The following is a 22,347-nucleotide window of genomic DNA, read 5'->3' on the forward strand; positions in this document are numbered from 1 at the left end:
CACATATTTTTCTGTATTAATTAGCTATGTTTTCTATGTGACTATGTGGTTTATTATTTTTAACACATAGTTGCACATAGTTTTCGTGCGAAATGCGGTTTTATTTCTCATCTAAATATTTGTACTTTTCTGTAACGTATGTCTTTTGTCCGTTATGAAAAATATTGGTACAATTGAAATTTACTAAAATTCCTTTAGGTGCGTCAAGCAATTTCAAATAAGTTATCAATTGGGCTTCGTGTATCGGCAGCACCGCTTCCACGGCTTTTAATTCAATTACTAAACAATCTTCAACTAAAAAGTCAGCTCGCAATAACGCATCTAATTGCACATTGCGGTACTCAATAGGAACGATAAGTTCTGAACTAAAACGGATGCCTTGATACTTAAATTCTTCAAGTAAACATTTGTGATAAACGCTTTCAAGTAATCCCGGTCCTAATGCATTGTGTACGGTGATACAACATCCAATCACTTTGTAAGTTAATTCGTCTAAATATTTCTTGGTCATATCGATTTGTTTTAGGCGCTTTTTTCTACCACATAGACACATAGCTGCACATAGTTTCTGTGTTCATTTGCTATGTTTTCTATGATACTATGTGGTTTTATTTTTCTACCACATAGACACATAGTTGCACATAGTTTTCTGTGTTTATTAGCTATGTTTTCTATCATACTATGTGGTTTTATATTTCTATCACATAGACACATAGTTGCACATAGTTTCTGTTTTCATTTACTATGTTTTCTATGTTACTATGTGGTTTTAGTTTTTTCTACCACATAAGACACATAGTTGCAAATAGTTTTTGCGTTCATTTTCTATGTTTTCTATGTGACTATGTGGTTTATTCTTCCGTTTGAGCCATCAATTCAAGAAAATAGCTATGGAAATCGTTGATTTCTTTCGGAATTGTTTCTGAACCGATTTGATAGCTAACTTGATAAAACCGATTGTTTCGGTACACTTTTAAACCTTTTGTTTGCCCATCATGAACGGGCGGACTGCCTGCTTCCTTGTTTTTTTGCTCCGCGAGTGTTTCCATCGGGATGGATTTAAGCTGTCGATGCAAGTTTTCCAATTGTTCGGTGGACAGTTGATAGGCTGCGGAACTGTAGGTGTTTCCCGGCAGTGAAATGTGCCCATCGGCATAAACTGCATAGGCATAACTGTGGCTTTCGGGAGCTCCGGGCGAAAGCGTTACTTCTAAAATGAGTTGGTCTTTTTTTGAATTCATTGTCGAGTTATTGTCTTTTTCGGTGTGTTGTGCACAGGCGTTGAACGTGATCAATGCAAGAAGCAACAGGACTATCTTGCTGAAGCGTAGGTTTGCGTGAGGGATAGAAGCGGCATCCTTTTGTGGAGCGTAGCGGAACAAAAGATACAGCGGATAGCCCGCCCCGCCTTGGCGGGACACGCCCAAATGTTTATTTTCCATAATATTTCATATAAAATTCGTCGGGTGTTTCGCTGCTGAAATGGGTAGCGTTTTCCTGTAAAAATGTGTTGAGTTTGGTGGTGTGTGCATTCCAACTCAATTGTACCTGATTAGGATCAATGCGAAGTACGGTGGCGGCTTGGTCATCGACAAAAAACAGTGTAGGAAGCTCCTGAAGGCTGTTTCCAACAGGTTTTTTATCGAGCGGTTGGTTGTGGATTTCGGTGAGTTTGGCTGTGTTTTGGTTGTACAAATGCTCCAAGTATTCTTGCAGGCTTACCGTGTTGTTTACTTTTATACTTTGAAGATATTCATTAATAATAACCTGAAATTCAGCGTTTTTACTTGAATTGTTTCCGTCAAAAAAGCTGTACTTGTAAACCGATGGAAACTGCTCTTTTTGAACAGAACCACCATAATTTCCAGACTTCACATAGCCTGTTGCCATTGATTTGATTTTCATAGTCGTATTGGATTTTTGTTGTTGATGAATAGACGATTTTCCGGTTTGTTGTGCCGTGCAACCCGAGCAACTTACCAGAAGTAAACTCCAGATCAGAACGGGCATTATTTGTAATTTATTTATCATAAAACAATTATTTTCAATGGATTAAAGTGGCAAACTGCCGGAAATGAGTTGCCGTAAAAAGTCTTCCAGATTCGGTGCAATCCATCGGATTTTAACTTCATCGGCTCCAAAAGCGATAATTTGTCCGGGTGTTCCTTGCACGCCAGGGGCATAGTCGATGGCGTAAAAATTGCCGCCACCTGTGCTGTAAAATGGTACCCAAAAAGGGTTGGTATAAACGCCAATGGTTTTAAGTCCATCGGCTTGGTTGTTACCAGTCAGGTCTTGCAAGGTCCAATTGGGGTCATCATAAATTCCTTTCCAAATTTTCCATTCTGCGAGTATTTTTGCAGCGGAAAGAAACCCAGTATTTTCGATGCCATTGTGCCATTTCAGCAAGGTTTTTAGTGCTTCTGGGAATTTATAATTTGCCAAGGATTCAAATTCGACAAATACTTTTTGATTGTCTTCGGGTTCATTTGGCAGTAGATTTTTAGCTTGCAAAAGCTCTTGAAATAATGGCTCCAAGTTTTCAGCATTTACGATTTCCGCATTTGGTTTAGTGTAAATCTTAATAAAGTGGTCTTTTTCATTGGTCAATGCGGCTTGGTTATATTCTGCAGGTGCTTTTTTGTGCAAATAAGCACCGGTATTTTCATACGGTTTTTCGTCAAATAACATTCCTGAATTGGCCATTTTTATAGAAAAACTGCCTCTGCCTAACTCTAATAAAAATTGTGGATTAGGATTGAGTTCGGGTTGGCGTTCAAAAATGCCATCAGCACGGTCTTCTTCAAGATCTTCGTAGCTTTCTTTAAAAATGTCGTCCATCCATCGTTTAAAGTTCCCGGAATTAGGAATGTGTATGGCTACAATATTTTGATTGGCCAAAAAGGCAAAGCCATCAAAGGGCGATTGCTGGTCTTTGGGTGTAATGATCATCAACTTGAGCACGTTGCTGCCTAGCAAATCGGTGAATTTTGCTAAAAGTATTGTTCTAAATGCTTTTTTGTCATACTCGTCGCTTCCTTCATATCTATAGAATGGCTCTGTAATGTCATCAAGTGTGATGGGGTTGAATGGAATGTCAGTAAGTTGTAATTGCTGAAGTTGGGCGTTGTAGGGAATAGATTTGATGGACATAAATATTTTTTTAATTAATGTCATAAATTTACAATATTATTTTTATAATTTTCATTTTACAAGTTAATTATAGAAATATATATTTGTATTTTAAACAATCTATGTTATTCTGAAATTCTTTAAAAAGAAATTGCGACCTACCCTATTTGTTTATTGGAGCTTTTTGGAGTGTTTGTATTTTTGATGTAAATATTTCTTCTTAAGAAATCAAAAAAAAAGGTTTAATATTCTTTCAATGCTTTATTGGCTTTTGTATGTTTTAGCAACCATTCGTACAATTCCATGTGGCGGTACAAATCTTCTACACTGCCATGATTTCCTCCTTTGACAATTTCTAACTCAATTGGTGCATTTTTGTCACATTTTTTTACTGCCTTCACAATTTTTTGCGACTCCGAAAGCGGAACAATAAAATCTTTATCGCCGTGAATAACCTTTATGGGAACTTGAGCTAAATTACATGCATCATTCACATCACCACCACCACAAATTGATACCGCTGCAGCTACTCTATTTGGGTATTCACCTATATACTTCATGGTTCCATACGAACCTAAACTCATTCCTGTGACATAAATGCGGGCTTCATCAATGGAATAATTATTAATCATATATTGCACAATTTCATCCACTTTATCTGCGTTCCATGGTCCTGATGGAAGTTGCGGTGCAACTATATAAGCCGGAATATCTAATCCTTTCTCAATACCTTTTAAAGCACCGTAACGTTTCACGCGTTCTATATTTGTGCCCGATAAACTTTTTCCATGTAAGAATACAATTAATGGTGCTTTATCAGTTGTATTTTGGGGTTCATTCATCCAAAAATTATAGGCTGTTTTGTTTACAATTGCAGTCGGTTGTCCAAAAGCGCTTATGGTTAAAAACAAAAAAACGACTTTATAAAAGATTTTCATCAACAATTTTTGCCACAAATATACCATTATTTGTTTTAAAAAAAGAAGGTGTTTTTTGAACTAAATTGCTAATTTCGTTTAAAATAGTACCTATATAATTCTTATTGCACTCCAAATGAGTAAAATTTTAATAACCTTGTTGCTTTTTGCTTCGCATTGCATGTATGCACAACACTTCACAAATGAAATAACTATTGTGCAAAATGGTGTAGAGGAAAAAATTACATCAGAAAACATAAAAATTCATTTAAAAAAGCAGCCTTTTGTTATACAATTTCAAAGTAGATTGCATAATTCTTCAAGAGAAATTTTTAATGGATTAAAGGTTACCATCGTTAAAGAAAATAATAATATGCCAGTGATTGAAGAAGGCAATCTCATAAATTTGATTCCGTTTTTAGAAGAAGTTGCTGTAGTATTGCCTGATAACAATGGGTACTATACAACTGCAGAAATTAGCAAGTATGCCCACCATTATCTATTTTATGAAAACGAATCGCATAAAAACGTAGAATTAATGGCTAAAAAAAAGGAGATAGGTTTGTTTCAGTGGAACATAAACCGTTTTAATTTTGAAGGAAAACAATTTCCTATTGAAAAATGGAACGAAAACCAATTGACATTTATTTTTTTAAATGATTTTAACAGCAATAAAGTAATTGATGCCGATGAATTGCGAATCGTTCAAATTCAATTTGAATAGTTTATGACTTTTAAGGCGCTAAACGTTCTATAAACCAATCGCCATCAGGTTTTAGCGTATATTTAATGCGGTCGTGCAGCCTATTGGGTCTGCCTTGCCAAAATTCAATTGAAACCGGTTTTACTAAAATACCGCCCCAATTTGGTGGTCGATTCACTTCGGTATTTGCAAATTTCTTTTCTAATTCTTTTAGTTTTGTGTCTAAAAATTCACGGTTTGGAATCACTTCGCTTTGAGGTGAAACCACAGCACCTAACTGACTTCCTTTGGGGCGCGAATGAAAATATCCATCGGAATATGCTTCGCTTTGCTTTTCAGCTATACCTTTAATGATAACCTGACGCTCTAAAGAATGCCAAAAAAACGACAAGCAAACCTGCGGATTTTGCAACAATGCTTTGCCTTTTTCAGAATCATAATTGGTTACGAATGTAAAACCGTTTTCATCGTACTTTTTAAGCAAAACAATGCGCGATTTTGGAAATCCGTCTAAACCAAGTGTTGAAAGCGTCATGGCATTCACCTCTTCTACTCCACCAAATTCTTCGGTTTCATGGAACCATTTTTTAAATTGCATGAGCGGATTTTCGTCGATCATCGACTCCAACAATTCACTTTTTTCGTATGATTTTCTATAATTACTTAAATCTGTCATTTTTCTTAAAATTTAAAAACCAATCCATCATCTGCTAGTAGCACGGGTTGAAAAACCGTTTCGGCTTCTTGTTTAAACAAATTAATATCGGCATATCGTGTGGAATAATGTCCTAAAATCAAGTTTTTAACACCCGCTTTTTTTGCAATAGTGGCTGCCTGAATGGCGGTGGAATGCCCCGTTGGCAAACACTTGTCGATATCTTTTTCTAAAAAAGTACTTTCGTGATACAGCACATCCACATTTTCAATCAACGAAATCAGTGCTTCATTATAAATAGTATCCGAGCAAAATGCGTAGGTTTGGGTGGGCAGTGGATCAAAAGTTACAGTTTCATTTTTAATAATTGTACCGTCTTCTTTTTTTAAATCACTGCCTTGTTTTAGCTTGTTAAAATAGCAAACATCAATTTTTTGCTCAGTAGCGGCATCGATATTTATACGGCGCAAACCTGGTTTTTCTTTAAACAAAAATCCATTAGCATATACGCGGTGTTTTAAAGGAAGCGTGTGTACTGCGACCTTATCATCTTCAAAAATCAGTTCCGATTTGTCGGATTCCAACTCATGAAAAAACAGATTGTATTTGGTGTATGATTTGCTTAATTTAATTTGCAACAAAATAATTTCTTTAATGCCTTTTGGGCCATAAATATGCAAATCGTTCGGGCGGTTTAGAAGTGAAAATGTAGAAATTAATCCAATCAATCCAAAAAAATGATCGCCGTGCAAATGCGATATAAAGATATGATTGATACGCGAAAATTTAATTTTGTGCTTGCGCAACTGCACTTGTGTTCCTTCTCCGCAATCAATTAAATACATTTGGTTGTTGATTTCCAATACTTGTGATGTGGGATTTGTGATGGTGCGCGGTGTTGCCGAATAGCAACCTAAAATACTTACTTTCATGAATGTTTTTTTCTGAAAAGGATTTAGAACCCCAAATCTCTTTCAATTTCTTCCATTTCGATGATATCGAAACCTTCCTGAAGTGTTGGAACAACAATTATCTCTTCTGAAACTTCATCAAAATCAATATCGGCTACAATTACAAACGATTTTTTTTGTTTTTTTTGAAGTACTGCCAATGGTTCAAAAGGAATAATTTCAGACGGTCGCAATGCTATTTCTTCTAAATCGATAATGATGTTTTTGCCTTTGAAAACATTGGGTTGATCCATGATTTTTTCAGCAAAATCAGCAAAATCTTCGCTGCTTTTTTTAAATACAACAATGTTATTTTTCTCTTTTACTTTCATATTTATACAGTTATGTTTTTATTGGAGCTCATGGAATCGCTATATATTTATATGTTTATGTTTGCAACAAATAATTTGGGTAAGGCGATTTTCCTTTTTCTTCTAAAAATACAATTATTTTATTTTAGATGCAAGTAAATAAATCACTGCCATACGAATTGCTACACCATTTTCCACTTGATCCAAAATTACAGACTGTTGCGAATCGGCTACATCAGAAGTAATTTCAACGCCTCTGTTGATCGGGCCGGGGTGCATAATTACAATTTCTTTATCCAAAGAATCCAACAATACTTTGTCCACACCATATTGCTGTGCATATTCGCGGGTTGATGGAAAATAATTCACATCCAAACGCTCGTTTTGTACACGGAGCATATTGGCAACATCGCACCATTCCAATGCTTTTCGCAAGTTAGGTTCGTATTTCACTCCCAAATCGGTAATGTATCGCGGCATCAATGTTTTCGGGCCGCATACCATTACTTCTGCTCCCTGCATTTGGAGTGCAAAAATGTTTGATAAGGCTACGCGAGAGTGCAATATATCGCCCACAATAACTACTTTTTTTCCGCCTACTTCTCCCAAACGTTCTCTAATTGAAAAACTATCTAGCAAAGCTTGTGTGGGATGCTCGTGTGCACCATCGCCTGCGTTTACGATACTGGCTTTTACATTGCGCGACAAAAAGTGGGCTGCTCCCGGATTGCTGTGGCGCATCACCACCATATCTACTTTCATGGAAAGGATATTGTTTACGGTATCAATCAAAGTTTCGCCTTTTTTTACAGAAGATTGTGCTGCCGAAAAACTAATCACATCTGCAGACAAACGCTTTTGTGCCAGTTCAAATGACAATTTGGTTCGCGTGCTGTTTTCAAAGAAAATATTGGCAATGGTGATATCGCGTAACGAAGGTACTTTTTTTATGGGACGGTTGATAACTTCTTTGAACTGATCGGCAGTTTCAAAGATTAATTCAATATCATTTTTATTGATGTATTTTATACCTAATAAATGGTTAACGCTTAATTCTTTCATTTTGAATTTGCTGTTGAATCGTTTTGATTATTTATACGGGATTTGATAAAAGATATACTTCATCGGCAGTGGCATCTTCGTCTTTCCATTGCACTTTCACTTTTTCATTGTTAAAAGCATCTACTTGTCTGCCTCGGTAATCGGGTTGAATGGGTAAATGCCTGCTGAAACGACGGTCTATCAATACCAAAAGCTCAATTTCACTTGGTCTTCCAAACGATTGAATGGCTGTTAAAGCCGCACGAATACTTCTGCCAGTGTAAAGCACATCATCTATAAAAACTACGTTTTTATTTTCCACCAAAAAGTCGATTTGTGTTTTGTTGGCTTCTAATGGTTTGTTGCTTCGGCGGAAATCATCTCTAAAAAAAGTAATATCTAAAAACCCTAACTGAATAGCTGCAATTCCGTAATGAGCCGAAAGAATATGCGCAATACGCTGTGCTAAAAATTTTCCACGCGGTTGAATGCCTATTAAAACGGTATTCGAAAAATCGTTGTGTTTTTCAATTAATTGGCACGCTAAACGATGTAAGATGATATCAACCTCTTGCGAAGTTAACAGTATTTTTGAACTCATAGCGATGTGTTGTTTGGGTGTAAATTTACAATTTTTATGGCTATTTACTACATTTTAATTATTGATTTTAAGCAAGTCTTTACAAATGTTTTAACGCAAAAAAATCTAACTTAAAAAAGTTAGATTTTTTTATTACTCTTCTTCATCGTCAAAATCGTCGTCGTCATCGAAGTCGTCGTCATCGTCAAAATCATCATCGTCTGAGTCATAATCTTCGTCCTCGTCGTCGTCGTTTTTGCGCTTGTCGGCTTTTTTCTTTGATGCTTTTTTAGGCTTACTCTCTTCTTCGTCTTCGTCTATGTCTAAATCTTTCACATTGATAGAATCAACGGCTGGCAACTCCTCTTCTTCTTCAAAGTTTTCAATTCGGTCTTGCAGTTTTGTACTTACTTTCACTAAGTATATGGTATCTTCTGTACGCACCTCAACAGCTTCAATTAATTCGCCTTTTGCATTGGTAAACTGAATAACGTCTGCATCGTCGTATCCGTCAGGAAATTTATCAACTAACAGGGTTAAAATTTCGTTTGTTAATTTTGCGTAATCAACAATTATTCGTTTCATTATTGTAGTAATTAGGTGCTTCAAAAATACTATAGCTACACGGAATTATGCAAATGTTTTGAAGCTTTTTTTTGATTTTTTTTATTGTCCTAATATATAAGCAAATACAAGTGGTGCCACGATTGTTGCATCTGATTCGATCATAAATTTTGGTGTATCAATGTCTAGTTTACCCCAAGTAATTTTCTCATTTGGAACGGCACCTGAATAAGAACCGTAAGAAGTGGTAGAATCGGAAATCTGACAGAAATACGACCAGAAAGGTACATCTTCCCATTCTAAATCTTGATACATCATTGGAACCACACAAATTGGGAAGTCACCTGAAATTCCGCCTGCAATTTGGAAAAACCCAACGCCTTTTCCTGCTGAATTGGCACGGTACCACTCTGTTAAATAAATCATGTATTCAATACCCGATTTTACAGTCGATGCTTGTAAATTTCCTTTGATCACGTTTGCTGCAAAGATGTTTCCTGTGGTAGAATCTTCCCAACCCGGACAAACAATTGGTAAATTTTTCTCTGCTGCTGCAACAATCCATGAATCTTTTGGATCGATCTCATAATATTGTTCCAACACGCCAGAATTCACAACTTGATACAAAAATTCATGTGGTAAATAGCGTTCTCCTTTTGCTTCTGCAGCATGCCAAACATCTTCTAAATGTTGTTGCAAACGGCGAAAAGCTTCTTCTTCAGGAATACAGGTATCTGTAACACGGTTAAAATGCGTGTCTAACAATTCGCGTTCTTGTTCCGGTGTTAAATCTCTCCAATTAGGTATTCTTTTATAGTGCGAATGTGCCACCAAATTCATCACATCTTCTTCTAAATTGGCACCTGTACACGAAATAATATGTACTTTATCCTGACGAATCATTTCTGCCAACGAAACGCCTAATTCAGCTGTTGACATGGCACCGCCTAAAGAAATAAGCATTTTACCGCCTTCTAATAAATGTTGTTCATAACCTTTTGCGGCATCAACCAAAGCTGCAGCATTGAAATGACGGTAATTATGTTCGATAAATTGCGAAATGGGTCCTTTCATATTTTTATTCTTGTTTAAGTTTTCTTTGTTTAAAGTTTGTTGATTTTTAAAATTGTTTATTTGCTAATTACCTAATCTGCAAATTATCTTCTTTATAAATCGGGAAATTATTATTTATTATAACCTAATATTTTTAAAACATCGTCTGCGGTTTGCTGTTCCGAAAAAACTTCGGTTGCCAGAATGCCGTTTTCATCGCGGTCTATCAATATGTGTTTGGGTTGCGGAATCAAACAGTGGTGAATGCCTCCTTGCCCGCCAATGGTTTCTTGATAGGCACCCGTATTGAAAAAGCCAATGTATAAAGGTTTTTCTTTGTTGAATTTAGGCAGATATATCGCATTCCAGTTTTGTTCTGAATTGTAATAATCATCTGAATCACAGGTTAATCCACCTAAAAGAACGCGTTCATAAGAATCATTCCAGCGGTTAACAGCCAACATGATGAAGCGTTTGTTAATTGCCCAAGTGTCGGGTAAAGTAGTGATGAAAGACGAATCGATCATGTTCCACTTCTCTCGGTCGTTTTGTTGTTTTTGATACAACACTTTATAAATGGCTCCACCCGATTCACCTACTGTAAACGAACCAAATTCGGTAAAAATATTCGGCATGTCCACATCGGCTTCCTCACACGCCATTTTTATTTGATTAATGATTTCATCAACCATATAAGCATAATCGTAATCAAAATTCAACGAGTTTTTAATCGGGAAACCGCCGCCAATGTTTAATCCTGTTAACGATGGACATTCTTTTTTAAGGCTGGTGTACACTTTTAAACATTTTCCTAATTCGTTCCAATAATAGGCGGTGTCGCGAATGCCGGTATTGATAAAAAAATGCAGCATTTTAAGCTCTACATTCGTATTCTCGGCTACGGTTTTTCTGTAGAAAGGAAGAATATTTTTGTAACCAATTCCCAAACGCGAGGTGTAAAACTCGAATTTAGGCTCTTCTTCTGATGCAATGCGGATTCCGATTTGAAATTTTCCTTTTATGCGTTCTTGCAACAAATCCAATTCTTCGTAATTATCAATAATCGGAATGGTGTTTTTGTGGCCGCCGTTTATCAATCGTGCAATATTCTCCACGTATTGGTCGCGCTTGAAACCGTTGCAAATTACAATCGTTTTTTTGTTGATTTTGCCATTTGCCAATAAATTCTCTACAATATTAATGTCAAAAGCCGATGATGTTTCCACATGGATATCATTTTTAAAAGCTTCGTTCATTACATATTCAAAATGCGAACTTTTAGTACAATAGCAATAGTAGTAATTGCCTTCGTACTTGTGTTTTTCCATTGCTTTTCTAAACCAACCTTTTGCTTTGTTGATGTTGTTTGAAATTTGCGGAAGGTATGTGAATTTTAAAGGTGTTCCGTATTGTTCTACCAATTTCATTAAATCGATATTGTGGAACATTAAATGGTCTTTATTTAATGTAAACTCTTCTTGCGGAAAATAAAAAGTTTGGTTTATTAAGTCGAAATATTTAGTATTCATAAAAAAAATCCTGCGTTAAAAATTAATAATGGGTGGTGTGTATTTGTTTATGAATACATTTTTCAAACCCGGATATTGGCAAAAGCAATCGAGAGTTTTTCGTGATACATCTGATTCTTGGTTACTGCCTTTAAAGGTTTGTATCCCATGCTAGATGCTCCCCATTGATTTTGAACCCAATTCGAGATTTTTAGGAATGGTTTAATTATTTTTTTGCTGTAAATGTTACAAGTTTTGTTCACTAAAAAAATGTAATAACGTTTAAACTAATTTGTTAAATAATCGTTGAAAGCATCATAAATCATAGCAGTTTCAACCGTTTCATTAATAACGCCGCTCCCAATTTCGTTTAAGAGCGTAAACTGTATATTGCCGTTTTCGTTCTTCTTGTCGTGTATCAGTAAATTGCAGCAAATTTCTATATCATTTTTGGTAAAAACAACACTTTCAAACATCAAAGTTAAAGTTTCTTTTATTTCTGCGTATATTTTTTTTGTTAACAAGTTCTTTTTATACGAAATAAAAGCCTCTAAAATCATTCCCACAGCAATTGCTTCGCCGTGTAGCAAAGGAGCAATTCCTTTTCCGGAATGACTATAAGTTTCAATTACATGACCTAAAGTGTGCCCAAAATTAAGCAGTTTCCGAACGTTTTTTTCAAAAGGATCTTGCAAAACAATCTCATTTTTAATCGAAACCGAATGGTAGATTAGCAATAACAAATCTTCGGTGGTTAATTCACTCAAATTTTTCAGTTGGTTCCAATAAGATGCATCGGCAATTAATCCATGCTTATACATTTCTGCCAAACCCGAACGCATTTGGTTTCCCGGCAACGTTTCCAAAAAAGCGGCATCAATCAAAACCATTTGCGGTTGTGAAAAACTGCCCACCATGTTTTTTAATCCGCCTAAATTCACCCCGGTTTTTGTACCAACCGAAGCATCAACCATTGCCAGTAAACTTGTTGGTATGTTCACAAAATCGATTCCTCTTTTATAGGTTGCCGCAACAAATCCGCCCAAATCACACACCATTCCGCCGCCAACATTTATAAGAAGTGCTTTTCTGTCTATGTTCATCTCCACCAGAGTTTCCCAAACAGCATTACAGGTTTCAATGGTTTTGTTCTCTTCGCCTGCTTCTATCTCAATAATTTCAAAGGATACATCAATCGCCAACCATTGCAATACGGTATTCAAACAATATTTCGCCGTGTTTTCATCAACTAACAGTACCACTTTACTGTATTTTTTTTCGCCAATAAACTGCGACAGCCTTGCGTAGTAGTCGGTTCCAAAAAAAACAGGATAATTAGATGCTTGTATGTGCATGCTTAAAAAAATTTGCTGTAAAAATAAATCAATTTTTAGAACTATTGTATCTTTGCAGCACAACTTTAAACCAAAATGGAAAAGATATTTGATAATACCGCGGTTGCTTTTGCATTAAAAAACAATACCGAATTAAATAAGGCCTATTATTTATTCAAATTAATCAGCAGCAACACCTTGGTAAAATTGGGTACTTCGTTGACCAATTTCGCCATTTCTACCAATCTGCCTGTGAAAGGGTTGATAAAATCTACTGTTTTTGATCATTTTTGTGGCGGTGTTACCGAAGAAGATTGTTTAAAGGTGGTTGATAAAATGTACACCAAAGGCGTATCGTCGGTTTTAGATTATTCTGTGGAAGGAAAAGAAACCGAACAGCAGTTTGACCATGCATTGCAAATGACTCTGAAAACCATTGAATTTGCCAAAGAACGAGCAGCCATTCCATTTGCGGTTTTTAAACCAACTGGTGTGGGTCGTTTTTTTCTATTTGAAAAAAAGGGCGAAAACAAAGCTTTTACCGATGCCGAACAGCAAGAATGGAACCGAGTGGTTGAACGTTTTGACTTGATTTGCCGAACAGCTTATGAAAAAGATGTTTTGTTGCTGATAGATGCGGAAGAAAGCTGGATGCAAGACGCTGCCGATGATTTGGTTTTGGATATGATGCGCACATACAACAAAGAAAAATGCATTGTTTTTAACACGGCACAAACCTATCGTTGGGACCGTTTTGATTTTGTTAAAAACACACATGCTGTTGGTCTTCGTGAAGGTTTTCATGTGGGTTTTAAAGTAGTTCGTGGTGCGTATATGGAAAAAGAACGTGCACGTGCAGAAGAAAAGGGATATCCATCGCCTATTTGTGCTACCAAAGCACAAACCGATGCTACTTTTAACAAAACCATGACTTATATTGCTGAGAATTTAGAGAATAAAATGGCATTGTTTGCTGGTACTCACAATGAAGAAAGCAGCTATTTATTGATGGATTTAATGACCCAAAACAACATTCCACATACAGACAAACGTGTATGGTTTGGACAGTTGTACGGCATGAGTGACAATATCAGCTATAATCTTTCCAATCACAATTACAATGTGGCGAAATACTTGCCTTTTGGACCAGTATATGATGTGGTGCCGTATTTAATTCGCCGTGCCAACGAAAACACATCGGTAGCCGGACAAACCAATCGCGAGTTGGATTTGCTGGATAAAGAACTGAAACGAAGAAGATCGAAGTAAATAGATAAATGCTGACATCCCCCTTAGTCCCCCTTCAAAGGGGGAATTTTGTGGAGTGATGTTATCTCTGTTTTACGATAAACATAAATACAAAATACATTTAAAAAACACATCCCCCTTAGTCCCCCTTCAAAGGGGGAGTTTTGTGGAGTGATGTTATCTCTGTTTTACGATAAACATTTACAGTAATACATTTTACAGCATTACAATATACATTCATACGCTATACAGCAAACAAAACCTTAAAATTTAAACAAATCAACCACAGATTAAAAGGTTTTCTCAAATTGCTTTACGAATTGCATTATTACAGCAATACAAAACACATCAATACATCAATCCGAAAAGCCAAAGTGGGATCTTGTTTCCAAATCCCGTTTCTGTCTTATCCACTACAATAAAACTGTTTTTAATATTTTTTATCTGTTTAAAGCTTTTCCCTGCTCCTCCCACTTCAAATAGGTATTTATCATTCACCAAAAAATCGCCTTGTTTTGAAGCACTCATTTGATGCAATCCATTCATTTGATTTGCAAAAAATGTTTCTCTCAAATTGCCTTCATTTACACCAGAAATAGCTAACGCATATTGCAAATTGGTATTATCAAGGTACATTTTATCAGGTTTATTCATCAAACTCATTCCCTTTTTAGAAGACATCAAATTGATCGTTAGTCCTGCCTTTTGTAAATAATCCAGGTAGCGAACCGCATTGGCTCTGTTGGTTTCTATCTCAGCACTGAGCTTGGCAACATTCGGAGAAAAAGGCACTAACGAAGCCACAATCATCAGCATTTTTTTTATTTTGTGCACGGTAACATATTCAATATTTTCTACTGCTGGCAAATCATTTTCCAAAATGGTATTGACCACATTTTGCAATCGTAACGGATATACTTTTATCCCCTCTTTGTAAAACGGATAATAACCATATTCGAGGTATTTTTTAAACTCGGGCAACACTTTGATTTTAGCGATTATCTCTCCTGCAATATTTTGATGGTTTTGCAAAATATCTTCCAATGCAAATGGTTTTAAATTGAGGTTGTTTTCAAAATTTAGAAACTCTCGAAACGATAATCCTTGCAAATGATACGTCACGGCTCTTCGGGAAAGGTCGGCATTAGAACGGTAGATTTCCAATATAGACGAACCGGTAAAAACCACATACAAATCGGGATAACTGTCATAAATATTTTTGAGTTCAACAGACCAGTTGGGATAGCGGTGCACTTCATCCAAAAACAAATGCGTGCCTCCGTGTGCCTGAAAATAATCTACCAAATCTAAAAGCGTGTTTTGAGCAAACCAAATATTATCCAAACTAACATAAAGCGCTTTACTTTTATCCGAAAAATTCTCGACAATATGCTGTAACAATAAAGTTGTTTTACCTGTTCCTCTTGCGCCTTTGATACCAATCAAACGATTGCTCCAATCAATTTGATGATACAAATAGCGGTAGTGCTTCGTTTCTACCGAATTCAGCAAACGTGTATAACTTTGAAATAGTGCTTCCATAGCAATTTACTTTTAACAAAAATACACAAAAAGTTCTTTAAAAAGAACGTTTTTACCATAAAAGTGTATTTTTAAAAGAACGTTTTTTGATAAAAAGTGTGTTTTTAAAAGAACATTTTATGTACAAAATTGTATTACTTTTTTATCTCGATACATAAATGACTACGATACTTGTTAGATGGTTAAATGTTGATTTGGTTATAAGAACTTTAGATATTAAACTTTAAACAAATCAACCACAGATTAAAAGGTTTTCAAAAATTGCTTTACGAATTGCATTATTGCAGCAATACATTATTACAGCATTACAATATACATTTAAAAAACACATCCCCTTAGTCTTCCTTCAAAGGGGGAAATTTGAAAAAAAGACTGATTAAGGTGATAGCAACTTTAAACCTCATCAATTCAACAGTTTGTCAGTTCAACTGTTCAACAGTTCGTCAATTCATCAGTTCGTCAATTCATCAGTTCAACAATTCATCAGTTCAACAATTCGTTACTTGTTCGACTTTCGACTCAATACATCAGCCCAAAGTGCCATAAGGGAATGGTGTTTAAAAAACCTCTTTCGATGCCGTCTTTGACGATAAAACCTTTTTCGGCATTTTTAATTTGTTTTAAACCTTTGTTTTTTCCGCCGACTTCAAAATCCATTGTATCAATTTTAAAGTCTGCTAATGTGGAAGAAACTATTGGGTGATTTATTTTTGTTTGATTAAGAAAAAATGTTTCTCTAACGTTTCCGATATTTTGGTTTTCTTTGGCTAAACTATAAACCAAATTGGTATTGTCTAAATAGACTTTGTTTAACTTTCCTAAACTACGAATTCCGCTTGTTTCATCTCTCAACTGCGCTACCATTCCGGCTTCTTCCATATAAAGAAGGTAGTCGGCAATATTGTTTCGGCTAATGTTTAGCATCGCAGCAATTTTACTCATGTTAGGTTTAAACGGAACACTTTCTGCTACAATTGCCAAGAGTTGTTTCAATTTTCTACCTGTTGAAATATTCATATCGGCATATACCGGAATGTCTATTTCTAGGCTTTGATTGACAACTTGCTGTAATTTCAAATCATAGTCGTCTTCGATAGCAAAAGGGTAATACCCCTTTTTCAAATAATCAGCGAACAAAGGCAACGGATGTGGTATTTGTGGCACATCAACTTGATGATTTACGATTTCATCCAAAGTAAATTTTGGAACTTTTATTTGATGAAATAGCGCTAAATACTCCCGAAAAGACAATCCTTGCATGTTGTAAACTACTGCTCTACGGCTAAGATCAGCACTGCCTTTTTTTATATCAAGCACAGAAGAACCCGTAAAAACTACTTTTAAGTCTTTATGGTAATCATAAATTAATTTAAGCTCTTTAGACCAATCGGGATATTTGTGTATTTCGTCTATGAATAAATTTTTACCGCCCAATTTAACAAAATTATTCGCCAGATCTGTTAAGCGATTTTTGGCAAAATAAAAGTCTTCAGCAGTAACATACAATGTCTGATGAATGTTGAGATTATTTTTGATGTGCTGCAAAACCAAGGTAGTTTTGCCAACACCCCGAGGACCAATCAGCCCAACCAATCTGTTTTGCCAGTTAATCTGCTCATATAAATAACGCCTAAAATCGGTATTTGCTTCAGCAATCAACCGACTAGAATATTCTAATAAAGCATCCATTTGTAGATTGTTTTCACAAATATACATTATTTTGCACTAAGTGCGTGCAATTTTTATCGTTTTTTGCACTGCGATAGTGCGAAAATACATTATACATTACGTACCCCCTGCACTCATTGTATATGTATATTGTAAATTGTATTGTTGTATAATGTAAAAAAGTGTAAGTAAACAGTTGAATCCGCTTTTCACTCCAACTTTAAACTTTAAACTAGTAAGCAAGTGAGGCAGTAAACGAGTGAACACCAGGTTAAAAAATTCACACGAATTAATCAATTTACCACATCACCTGAACATACAATATACATTTAAAAAACACATCCCCCTTAGTCCCCCTTCAAAGGGGGAGTTTTGTGAAGGGATGTTATCTCTGTTATACAAAATACATTTTACAGTAATACATTATACCGTAATACATTATACCGTAATACATTTTACAGCATTACAATATACATTCATACGCTATACAGCAAACAAAACCTTAAACTTTAAACAAATCAACCACAGAATAATTCATTGCCACAAATTGCTTTATGAGCTTCATTATTACAGAAATACAATATACAACATTACAATATACATTTAAAAACACATCCCCCTTTAGTCCCCCTTCAAAGAGGGTAGTTTTGTGGAGGGATGTTATCTCTGTTTTACGATATACATTATACAGTAATACATTATACAGTAATACATTTTACAGCATTACAATATACATTTATACACTATACAGCAAACAAAACCTTAAACTTTAAACAAATCAACCACAGATTAAAAGTTTTTCTCAAATTGCTTTATGAACTACATTATTACAGCAATACATTATACAACAATACAATATACATTCATACGCTATACAGCAAACAAAACCTTAAACTTTAAACAAATCAACCACAGATTAAAAGGTTTCTCAAAATTGCTTTATGAACTACATTATTACAGCAATACATTATTACAGCAATACATTATTACAGCAATACATTATTACAGCAATACATTATTACAGCAGTACATTATACAACAATACAATATACATTCATACGCTATACAGCAAACAAAACCTTAAACTTTAAACAAATCCCCCTCCAAAGGGGGGAATTTTGTGGAGTGATGTTATCTCAGCTTTACGATATACAATACACAACAATACACTATACAGTATACAAAATACAGCAATACAATATACCCTTTTAAAGTTTGGATATCCTAATTTAATTTGGACTTAAAATCATTATTTTAGGTTATAACCACAAAAACAGTGATTTATTATTAGTTTTTAGGGTTATAAGCATAAAAGTTAGACACTATCCCTTTAACCTCATCGCCTAAACACCTATATCCTTTAGTCTCGATCACCACATTACTTAGCGACTTGGTTACTTCGTTACTTAGTTCTTAGTTACTTCACCACTCGATCTCCCTGACCTTTACCACCAACGGTAGCGAAGATGTATTTAAAATAATCTACAATCGTTAAGCTTTTAATCATTTCGGCATCTTTGATTGCCAACTCTTTAGGAGTTGACATATCAATTTCATTGATTTGTGCCAACCCAGTGATACCAGGAACTACGTTGTAAACACCACGGCTGTCACGTTCTTCGATTAATTCGGTTTGGTTGAATAAATTTGGGCGCGGTCCCACCAAACTCATATCGCCAAAAAGCACGTTGAACAATTGCGGTAATTCGTCTAGCTTAGATTTTCGCAAAAAACTGCCAAATTTTGTGATTTCTGCGGTATTCGCCAAGTGCGTAGCCACCGATTGTGCCTTCACATTCATGGTGCGGAACTTATACAAAGTAAATGGCTTTTTATTTTTACCTACACGCTCTTGTTTAAAAACAGGCGAACCCGTATCAAACAAGCCAATGATGTATAATACCAACATTATTGGCAGTAAAAACAATATTCCGAAGAATGAAAATAGAAAATCGAAAAAGCGTATCATAAAATACTGAGGTTTGAGACTTATTTATTATTACTTGTTATTATAATATCTTCACTAAAAATCTTATCTACATTAATAAGACCAACAATGTACTTGCTAAAATCAGTATTTTTTGTGTTGGCAAATAAAATGCCTCTTGCAGTTCCTATAGTAATCATTGCTAAATGTTTTACAATACTACAAGGTAATACTATTTCATCAGCTTGTACCAATTTATCTTGAAACGCTTGCTGTTCGATTTCAAAGTAACAAGTAATTTCTAATTTTAGCAATGGTTGATTTTGTTTGAATAAAACAAACTTCATTGACACCGCAATTATATTGTTTTCAGCATCTGCTCCAAAACCAAAACCAATTTCTTGTTGAATTCTTTCTTCAATAGCGAGTGTTTCTTCAAAAACCGAAAATTGGTTTTCTTCTACTTTTACTATTTTGAAAGGAATAGGTAATTCTTTTTCACTCATCTTTATGCAGTTGCGTATTGATTTTCATACATTGTTGTATCTCTTAATATAATATGTGGTTTTGGCATTTTTATAGATACCGCAGGTGTGTATTCTTCTGAAGAAATAATCGTTACCCCTTCCACTTTATTTGCACTTTGTTTGGATGCTACTTGAATTAATTCTATCCCTAAAACGGCACTTAATTTTACTAAAGTTTCTAAGGTAAAATTTTCATTTCCTTTTACCCATTTATTTACCTGCTGCGGAGAAACTTTCATTTCTTCTGCAAGCCGAACTTGTTTCCAGTTCAATACATCTAAACGTTCTAATATTTCAAACGCAATCTTGTTCGACAACTTCGAATACTTCTTATTTCCTAAACGTGCTTTTGCTCTTTCAACGGTCTTTGTTTCTTCTTTAGAAACTAAAGCCAAAAACTTTTCTTTGTTAGTCATGGGATTTGTTATTTAAAAATTCAAAAAAAGAGTCCTCATCTATGATTTCGTTTGCTCTCAGATAATCTTGAGCTTTTTTTATTTTTTGCAGTTCTTTTAAAGTATGCGCTCTCTCGATCATTAAATGATGTAAGGGTAATTTTATAGCTCCACCAGTAATTACAAATGTATCATCATCTATTTTTATGGCATATAGCCGTAAACAATTTTGCCTACCTTTTTGCAAGGATAATATCTTTACTTGGTATTCACTATTGTGTAATGGTTGAAAAAAATATGATAATTTCTCGTTTTCCTCTTCAGTAATCGTTATTAATTGCTCATCAATGGCAATGGCATCCTCTCGAATATACCTTATATATTGCTCAATTGATTCGTGTTTAGGTATATCTTGTTTATTAGCCAATAGAAATTCACGCACATACTCCGTATCTGTCCATAAATCTAACAATCTATCATATTCATTATCTACTTCTCCCGCATCGTGAAAAGCAAATAATCTATATGCAAAGATATTAACTATTCTCATAAAATCAACCTGCAAGTTTATTTTTTTTTACTAAACTATTTAAAACTCTCGATGGTCTTCACCAATCCCTCTTCAACAGACAAAGGTAATTTATTTATATGTAAGGCTGTTTTTATTTTTTTGTTAGAAACCACATAACTTTCCGTCAGTTTTTTTAACCGCTCAGAATTTAAGGGTAATTTTATCTTGTCTCCTATTTTAGCTACCCCAGTTATAAGGCTGCTAGAAATATTCAACAATTTTGCATTTCTACCTGATGCTTTTCCAATAATTTCAATCAGTTGATTAGTTGAAATGGTTTCGTCATCTGCAAAATTGTAAATACCCGACGCAACTTCTATGTTTCGCAACATTTCTACAATTAGAAACGAAAGGTTATCAATACTTAAGAAAGAACGTTGATTTTCAAAAGCTGCCAATGGCCAAGGAATCCCTTTTTCAACAACTTTATATAATAAATTAAGATTGCCCTTATTACCAGCACCATGAATCATACACGGACGAATAATAAACAAGCGCTTGCCTGCTGGCAGTTGTTGGTTCAATAGATAGGTTTCAGCTTCTAACTTAGATTGTCCGTAAGGTGTAACCGCTTTAGGCATAATATCTTCATACAAAACGCCATCAACCGTATCTGCAACCGCTTTTACCGAGCTGAAAAAGAAAAAATCCTGAATATTTGATTTTAAAAACTCATTAAACAATTCAATCGTTAAATCCCGGTTTACTTTAAAATACTCATCAGCAGATGATGTATTGGCAGTATCATGGGCTTTGCCTGCCAAATGAATAATGGCGGTTGCATGTTTATCGATATGGTTTTTCCAATCGGTTGCTCGCAACGACAAATCTTGTACTTCAATATTTTGTTTATTAAGATATGCGGTTAGATTTTTGCCTACGAAGCCCGATGAACCTGTGATGATTGTTTTCATTTGAATTGAGCTAATGTTTTCTCATTAATTTTTCTTCTTTCTGAATCGAAAAACCAACCCCATTTATTAAAATAGTGAACTGCCGATTGTAAGAAAATTTTAAACAATTTTTTGCTTTTATTAGCACCTGATTCATAACCGTGATAGACCGATACTTTTGGAAAATATATTGTTTTATATTTTTGGTTCATTCTCCTAGATAAGTCCCAATCTTCAAAATACATAAAAAAACGGTCATCATACTCTCCAACTTCTTTTATTGCGTCGAGATTTAATAACGTAAAACAACCAGACAATATAGGTGCCTCATAAATTATATTTTGAGGAACAGTACGTAGTTCATAATTATTAATAAAAGGCTTATATATAAAACTAGGTCTTTTAAATTTTCGTAGCAAGATACTAAAAGGTGAAGGTAATAACTTGGGGAGATTTTGCACTGTAGCATCATCATTCAATATTTGAGGCATCATCATACCAATTTTAGCATCCTCTTCCATAAATTTAACCATAGGACTAATTACATCTTCTGAAAAATAGATATCAGGATTTACTATAAAATGATATTTTGATCCTTCATTGATGGATTCTTGTATTGCAATATTATGTGCCGCACCGAAACCAGGGTTTGACGGATTATGGATATATTCTATACGAATATCATCACAAATATTTTTAAGTTCATCTGTTGGTGAATTATCTATTAAATATAATTTTTTAACTAATTCAGAAAATAGAAAGCTATTAATAGCCTTTAATAATACCTCAGAATTACTTTTATAAAGAACAATACTACCTGTTAGCATT

25 protein-coding genes are annotated in these 22,347 nt (G+C 34.9%); 3 read left to right on the top strand and 22 right to left on the bottom strand.

The features are described 5' to 3' along the window. Positions 1-100: 100 nt before the first annotated feature. From NPX36_RS13100 to NPX36_RS13120, 5 genes are all read right to left on the bottom strand, one after another. Positions 101-511: a GxxExxY protein gene (locus NPX36_RS13100; RefSeq protein WP_257499171.1), complete on the bottom strand. Its 411-nt coding sequence runs from the start codon at positions 509-511 to the stop codon at positions 101-103. Positions 512-851: 340 nt separating this feature from the next. After that, positions 852-1,442, bottom strand: coding sequence for a hypothetical protein (locus tag NPX36_RS13105; protein ID WP_257499172.1), 591 nt, complete (start codon positions 1,440-1,442; stop codon positions 852-854). Beyond that, positions 1,432-2,031, bottom strand: coding sequence for a hypothetical protein (locus tag NPX36_RS13110; RefSeq protein ID WP_257499173.1), 600 nt, complete (start codon positions 2,029-2,031; stop codon positions 1,432-1,434). The genes NPX36_RS13105 and NPX36_RS13110 overlap by 11 nt, the downstream gene beginning before the upstream one ends. Before the next feature lie 21 nt (positions 2,032-2,052). Further along, positions 2,053-3,153, bottom strand: coding sequence for an SMI1/KNR4 family protein (locus NPX36_RS13115; RefSeq protein ID WP_257499174.1), 1,101 nt, complete (start codon positions 3,151-3,153; stop codon positions 2,053-2,055). A gap of 221 nt (positions 3,154-3,374) precedes the next feature. Then, on the bottom strand, positions 3,375-4,070 hold the full coding sequence (locus tag NPX36_RS13120) for a carboxylesterase family protein (RefSeq protein ID WP_257499175.1): 696 nt from the start codon (positions 4,068-4,070) through the stop codon (positions 3,375-3,377). Between the two features lie 115 nt (positions 4,071-4,185). Between NPX36_RS13120 and NPX36_RS13125 the strand changes: the two genes are divergently transcribed. Continuing rightward, positions 4,186-4,773, top strand: coding sequence for a hypothetical protein (locus NPX36_RS13125; protein WP_257499177.1), 588 nt, complete (start codon positions 4,186-4,188; stop codon positions 4,771-4,773). A 10-nt stretch (positions 4,774-4,783) separates the two neighbouring features. Here NPX36_RS13125 and pdxH read toward each other — a convergent pair whose 3' ends face one another. From pdxH to aroB, 9 genes are all read right to left on the bottom strand, one after another. After that, positions 4,784-5,428, bottom strand: coding sequence for a pyridoxamine 5'-phosphate oxidase (pdxH, locus tag NPX36_RS13130; RefSeq protein ID WP_257499178.1), 645 nt, complete (start codon positions 5,426-5,428; stop codon positions 4,784-4,786). Positions 5,429-5,433: 5 nt separating this feature from the next. After that, complete coding sequence (locus tag NPX36_RS13135) at positions 5,434-6,339, bottom strand: ribonuclease Z (RefSeq protein ID WP_257499179.1); 906 nt, start codon at positions 6,337-6,339, stop codon at positions 5,434-5,436. A gap of 23 nt (positions 6,340-6,362) precedes the next feature. Beyond that, on the bottom strand, positions 6,363-6,689 hold the full coding sequence (locus NPX36_RS13140; RefSeq protein WP_257499180.1) for a ribonuclease Z: 327 nt from the start codon (positions 6,687-6,689) through the stop codon (positions 6,363-6,365). 114 nt (positions 6,690-6,803) lie between these two features. After that, positions 6,804-7,730, bottom strand: a complete 927-nt coding sequence (locus NPX36_RS13145; protein ID WP_257499181.1) for an aspartate carbamoyltransferase catalytic subunit — start codon at positions 7,728-7,730, stop codon at positions 6,804-6,806. A gap of 31 nt (positions 7,731-7,761) precedes the next feature. Next, positions 7,762-8,310: a bifunctional pyr operon transcriptional regulator/uracil phosphoribosyltransferase PyrR gene (gene pyrR, locus NPX36_RS13150; protein ID WP_257499182.1), complete on the bottom strand. Its 549-nt coding sequence runs from the start codon at positions 8,308-8,310 to the stop codon at positions 7,762-7,764. Between the two features lie 132 nt (positions 8,311-8,442). Next, the gene (locus NPX36_RS13155; RefSeq protein WP_257499183.1) at positions 8,443-8,874 is read right to left on the bottom strand and encodes a DNA primase; all 432 of its coding nucleotides are present in this window, start codon (positions 8,872-8,874) and stop codon (positions 8,443-8,445) included. Between the two features lie 81 nt (positions 8,875-8,955). Next, positions 8,956-9,927 carry a deoxyhypusine synthase family protein gene (locus NPX36_RS13160; protein WP_257499184.1) on the bottom strand — a complete coding sequence of 324 codons (972 nt, stop codon included), beginning with the start codon at positions 9,925-9,927 and terminating at the stop codon, positions 8,956-8,958. Between the two features lie 110 nt (positions 9,928-10,037). Then, a complete protein-coding gene (locus NPX36_RS13165; protein WP_257499185.1) occupies positions 10,038-11,435 on the bottom strand; it encodes a type III PLP-dependent enzyme domain-containing protein in 1,398 nt (465 codons plus the stop codon). 266 nt (positions 11,436-11,701) lie between these two features. Continuing rightward, positions 11,702-12,769: a 3-dehydroquinate synthase gene (gene aroB / locus NPX36_RS13170; protein WP_257499186.1), complete on the bottom strand. Its 1,068-nt coding sequence runs from the start codon at positions 12,767-12,769 to the stop codon at positions 11,702-11,704. Between the two features lie 75 nt (positions 12,770-12,844). On the opposite strand from aroB, the gene NPX36_RS13175 reads away from it, so the two are divergent. After that, complete coding sequence (locus NPX36_RS13175) at positions 12,845-14,017, top strand: proline dehydrogenase family protein (RefSeq protein ID WP_257499187.1); 1,173 nt, start codon at positions 12,845-12,847, stop codon at positions 14,015-14,017. A gap of 327 nt (positions 14,018-14,344) precedes the next feature. Here the strand turns inward: NPX36_RS13175 and NPX36_RS13180 are convergent, their stop codons facing one another. Together NPX36_RS13180 and NPX36_RS13185 are read right to left on the bottom strand one after the other, a co-directional pair. After that, on the bottom strand, positions 14,345-15,538 hold the full coding sequence (locus tag NPX36_RS13180) for an ATP-binding protein (RefSeq protein WP_257499188.1): 1,194 nt from the start codon (positions 15,536-15,538) through the stop codon (positions 14,345-14,347). A 519-nt stretch (positions 15,539-16,057) separates the two neighbouring features. Then, positions 16,058-17,227 carry an ATP-binding protein gene (locus NPX36_RS13185; protein WP_257499189.1) on the bottom strand — a complete coding sequence of 390 codons (1,170 nt, stop codon included), beginning with the start codon at positions 17,225-17,227 and terminating at the stop codon, positions 16,058-16,060. A gap of 793 nt (positions 17,228-18,020) precedes the next feature. On the opposite strand from NPX36_RS13185, the gene NPX36_RS13190 reads away from it, so the two are divergent. Beyond that, entirely contained in the window at positions 18,021-18,290 is a 270-nt protein-coding gene (locus tag NPX36_RS13190; RefSeq protein WP_257499191.1) for a hypothetical protein, read from the top strand. 333 nt (positions 18,291-18,623) lie between these two features. On the opposite strand, the gene NPX36_RS13195 is transcribed toward NPX36_RS13190, so the two are convergent. From NPX36_RS13195 to NPX36_RS13220, 6 genes are read right to left on the bottom strand one after another with little or no spacing between them, the layout of a single operon-like run. Then, positions 18,624-19,175: a sugar transferase gene (locus tag NPX36_RS13195; RefSeq protein WP_257499192.1), complete on the bottom strand. Its 552-nt coding sequence runs from the start codon at positions 19,173-19,175 to the stop codon at positions 18,624-18,626. Positions 19,176-19,195: 20 nt separating this feature from the next. Next, positions 19,196-19,639 carry a hypothetical protein gene (locus tag NPX36_RS13200; RefSeq protein WP_257499193.1) on the bottom strand — a complete coding sequence of 148 codons (444 nt, stop codon included), beginning with the start codon at positions 19,637-19,639 and terminating at the stop codon, positions 19,196-19,198. A gap of 2 nt (positions 19,640-19,641) precedes the next feature. Further along, entirely contained in the window at positions 19,642-20,076 is a 435-nt protein-coding gene (locus NPX36_RS13205) for a helix-turn-helix transcriptional regulator (protein WP_257499194.1), read from the bottom strand. Beyond that, entirely contained in the window at positions 20,069-20,605 is a 537-nt protein-coding gene (locus tag NPX36_RS13210) for a hypothetical protein (RefSeq protein WP_257499195.1), read from the bottom strand. Before NPX36_RS13210 ends, NPX36_RS13205 begins: the two co-directional genes overlap by 8 nt. A 35-nt stretch (positions 20,606-20,640) precedes the next feature. Next, entirely contained in the window at positions 20,641-21,540 is a 900-nt protein-coding gene (locus NPX36_RS13215) for an NAD-dependent epimerase/dehydratase family protein (RefSeq protein ID WP_257499196.1), read from the bottom strand. Next, positions 21,537-22,346, bottom strand: coding sequence for a glycosyltransferase (locus NPX36_RS13220; protein WP_257499197.1), 810 nt, complete (start codon positions 22,344-22,346; stop codon positions 21,537-21,539). The genes NPX36_RS13215 and NPX36_RS13220 overlap by 4 nt, the downstream gene beginning before the upstream one ends. Between the last annotated feature and the right edge of the window lies 1 nt (position 22,347).

Source organism: Paenimyroides aestuarii (genome assembly GCF_024628805.1).
Taxonomy (GTDB): domain Bacteria; phylum Bacteroidota; class Bacteroidia; order Flavobacteriales; family Flavobacteriaceae; genus Flavobacterium; species Flavobacterium aestuarii_A.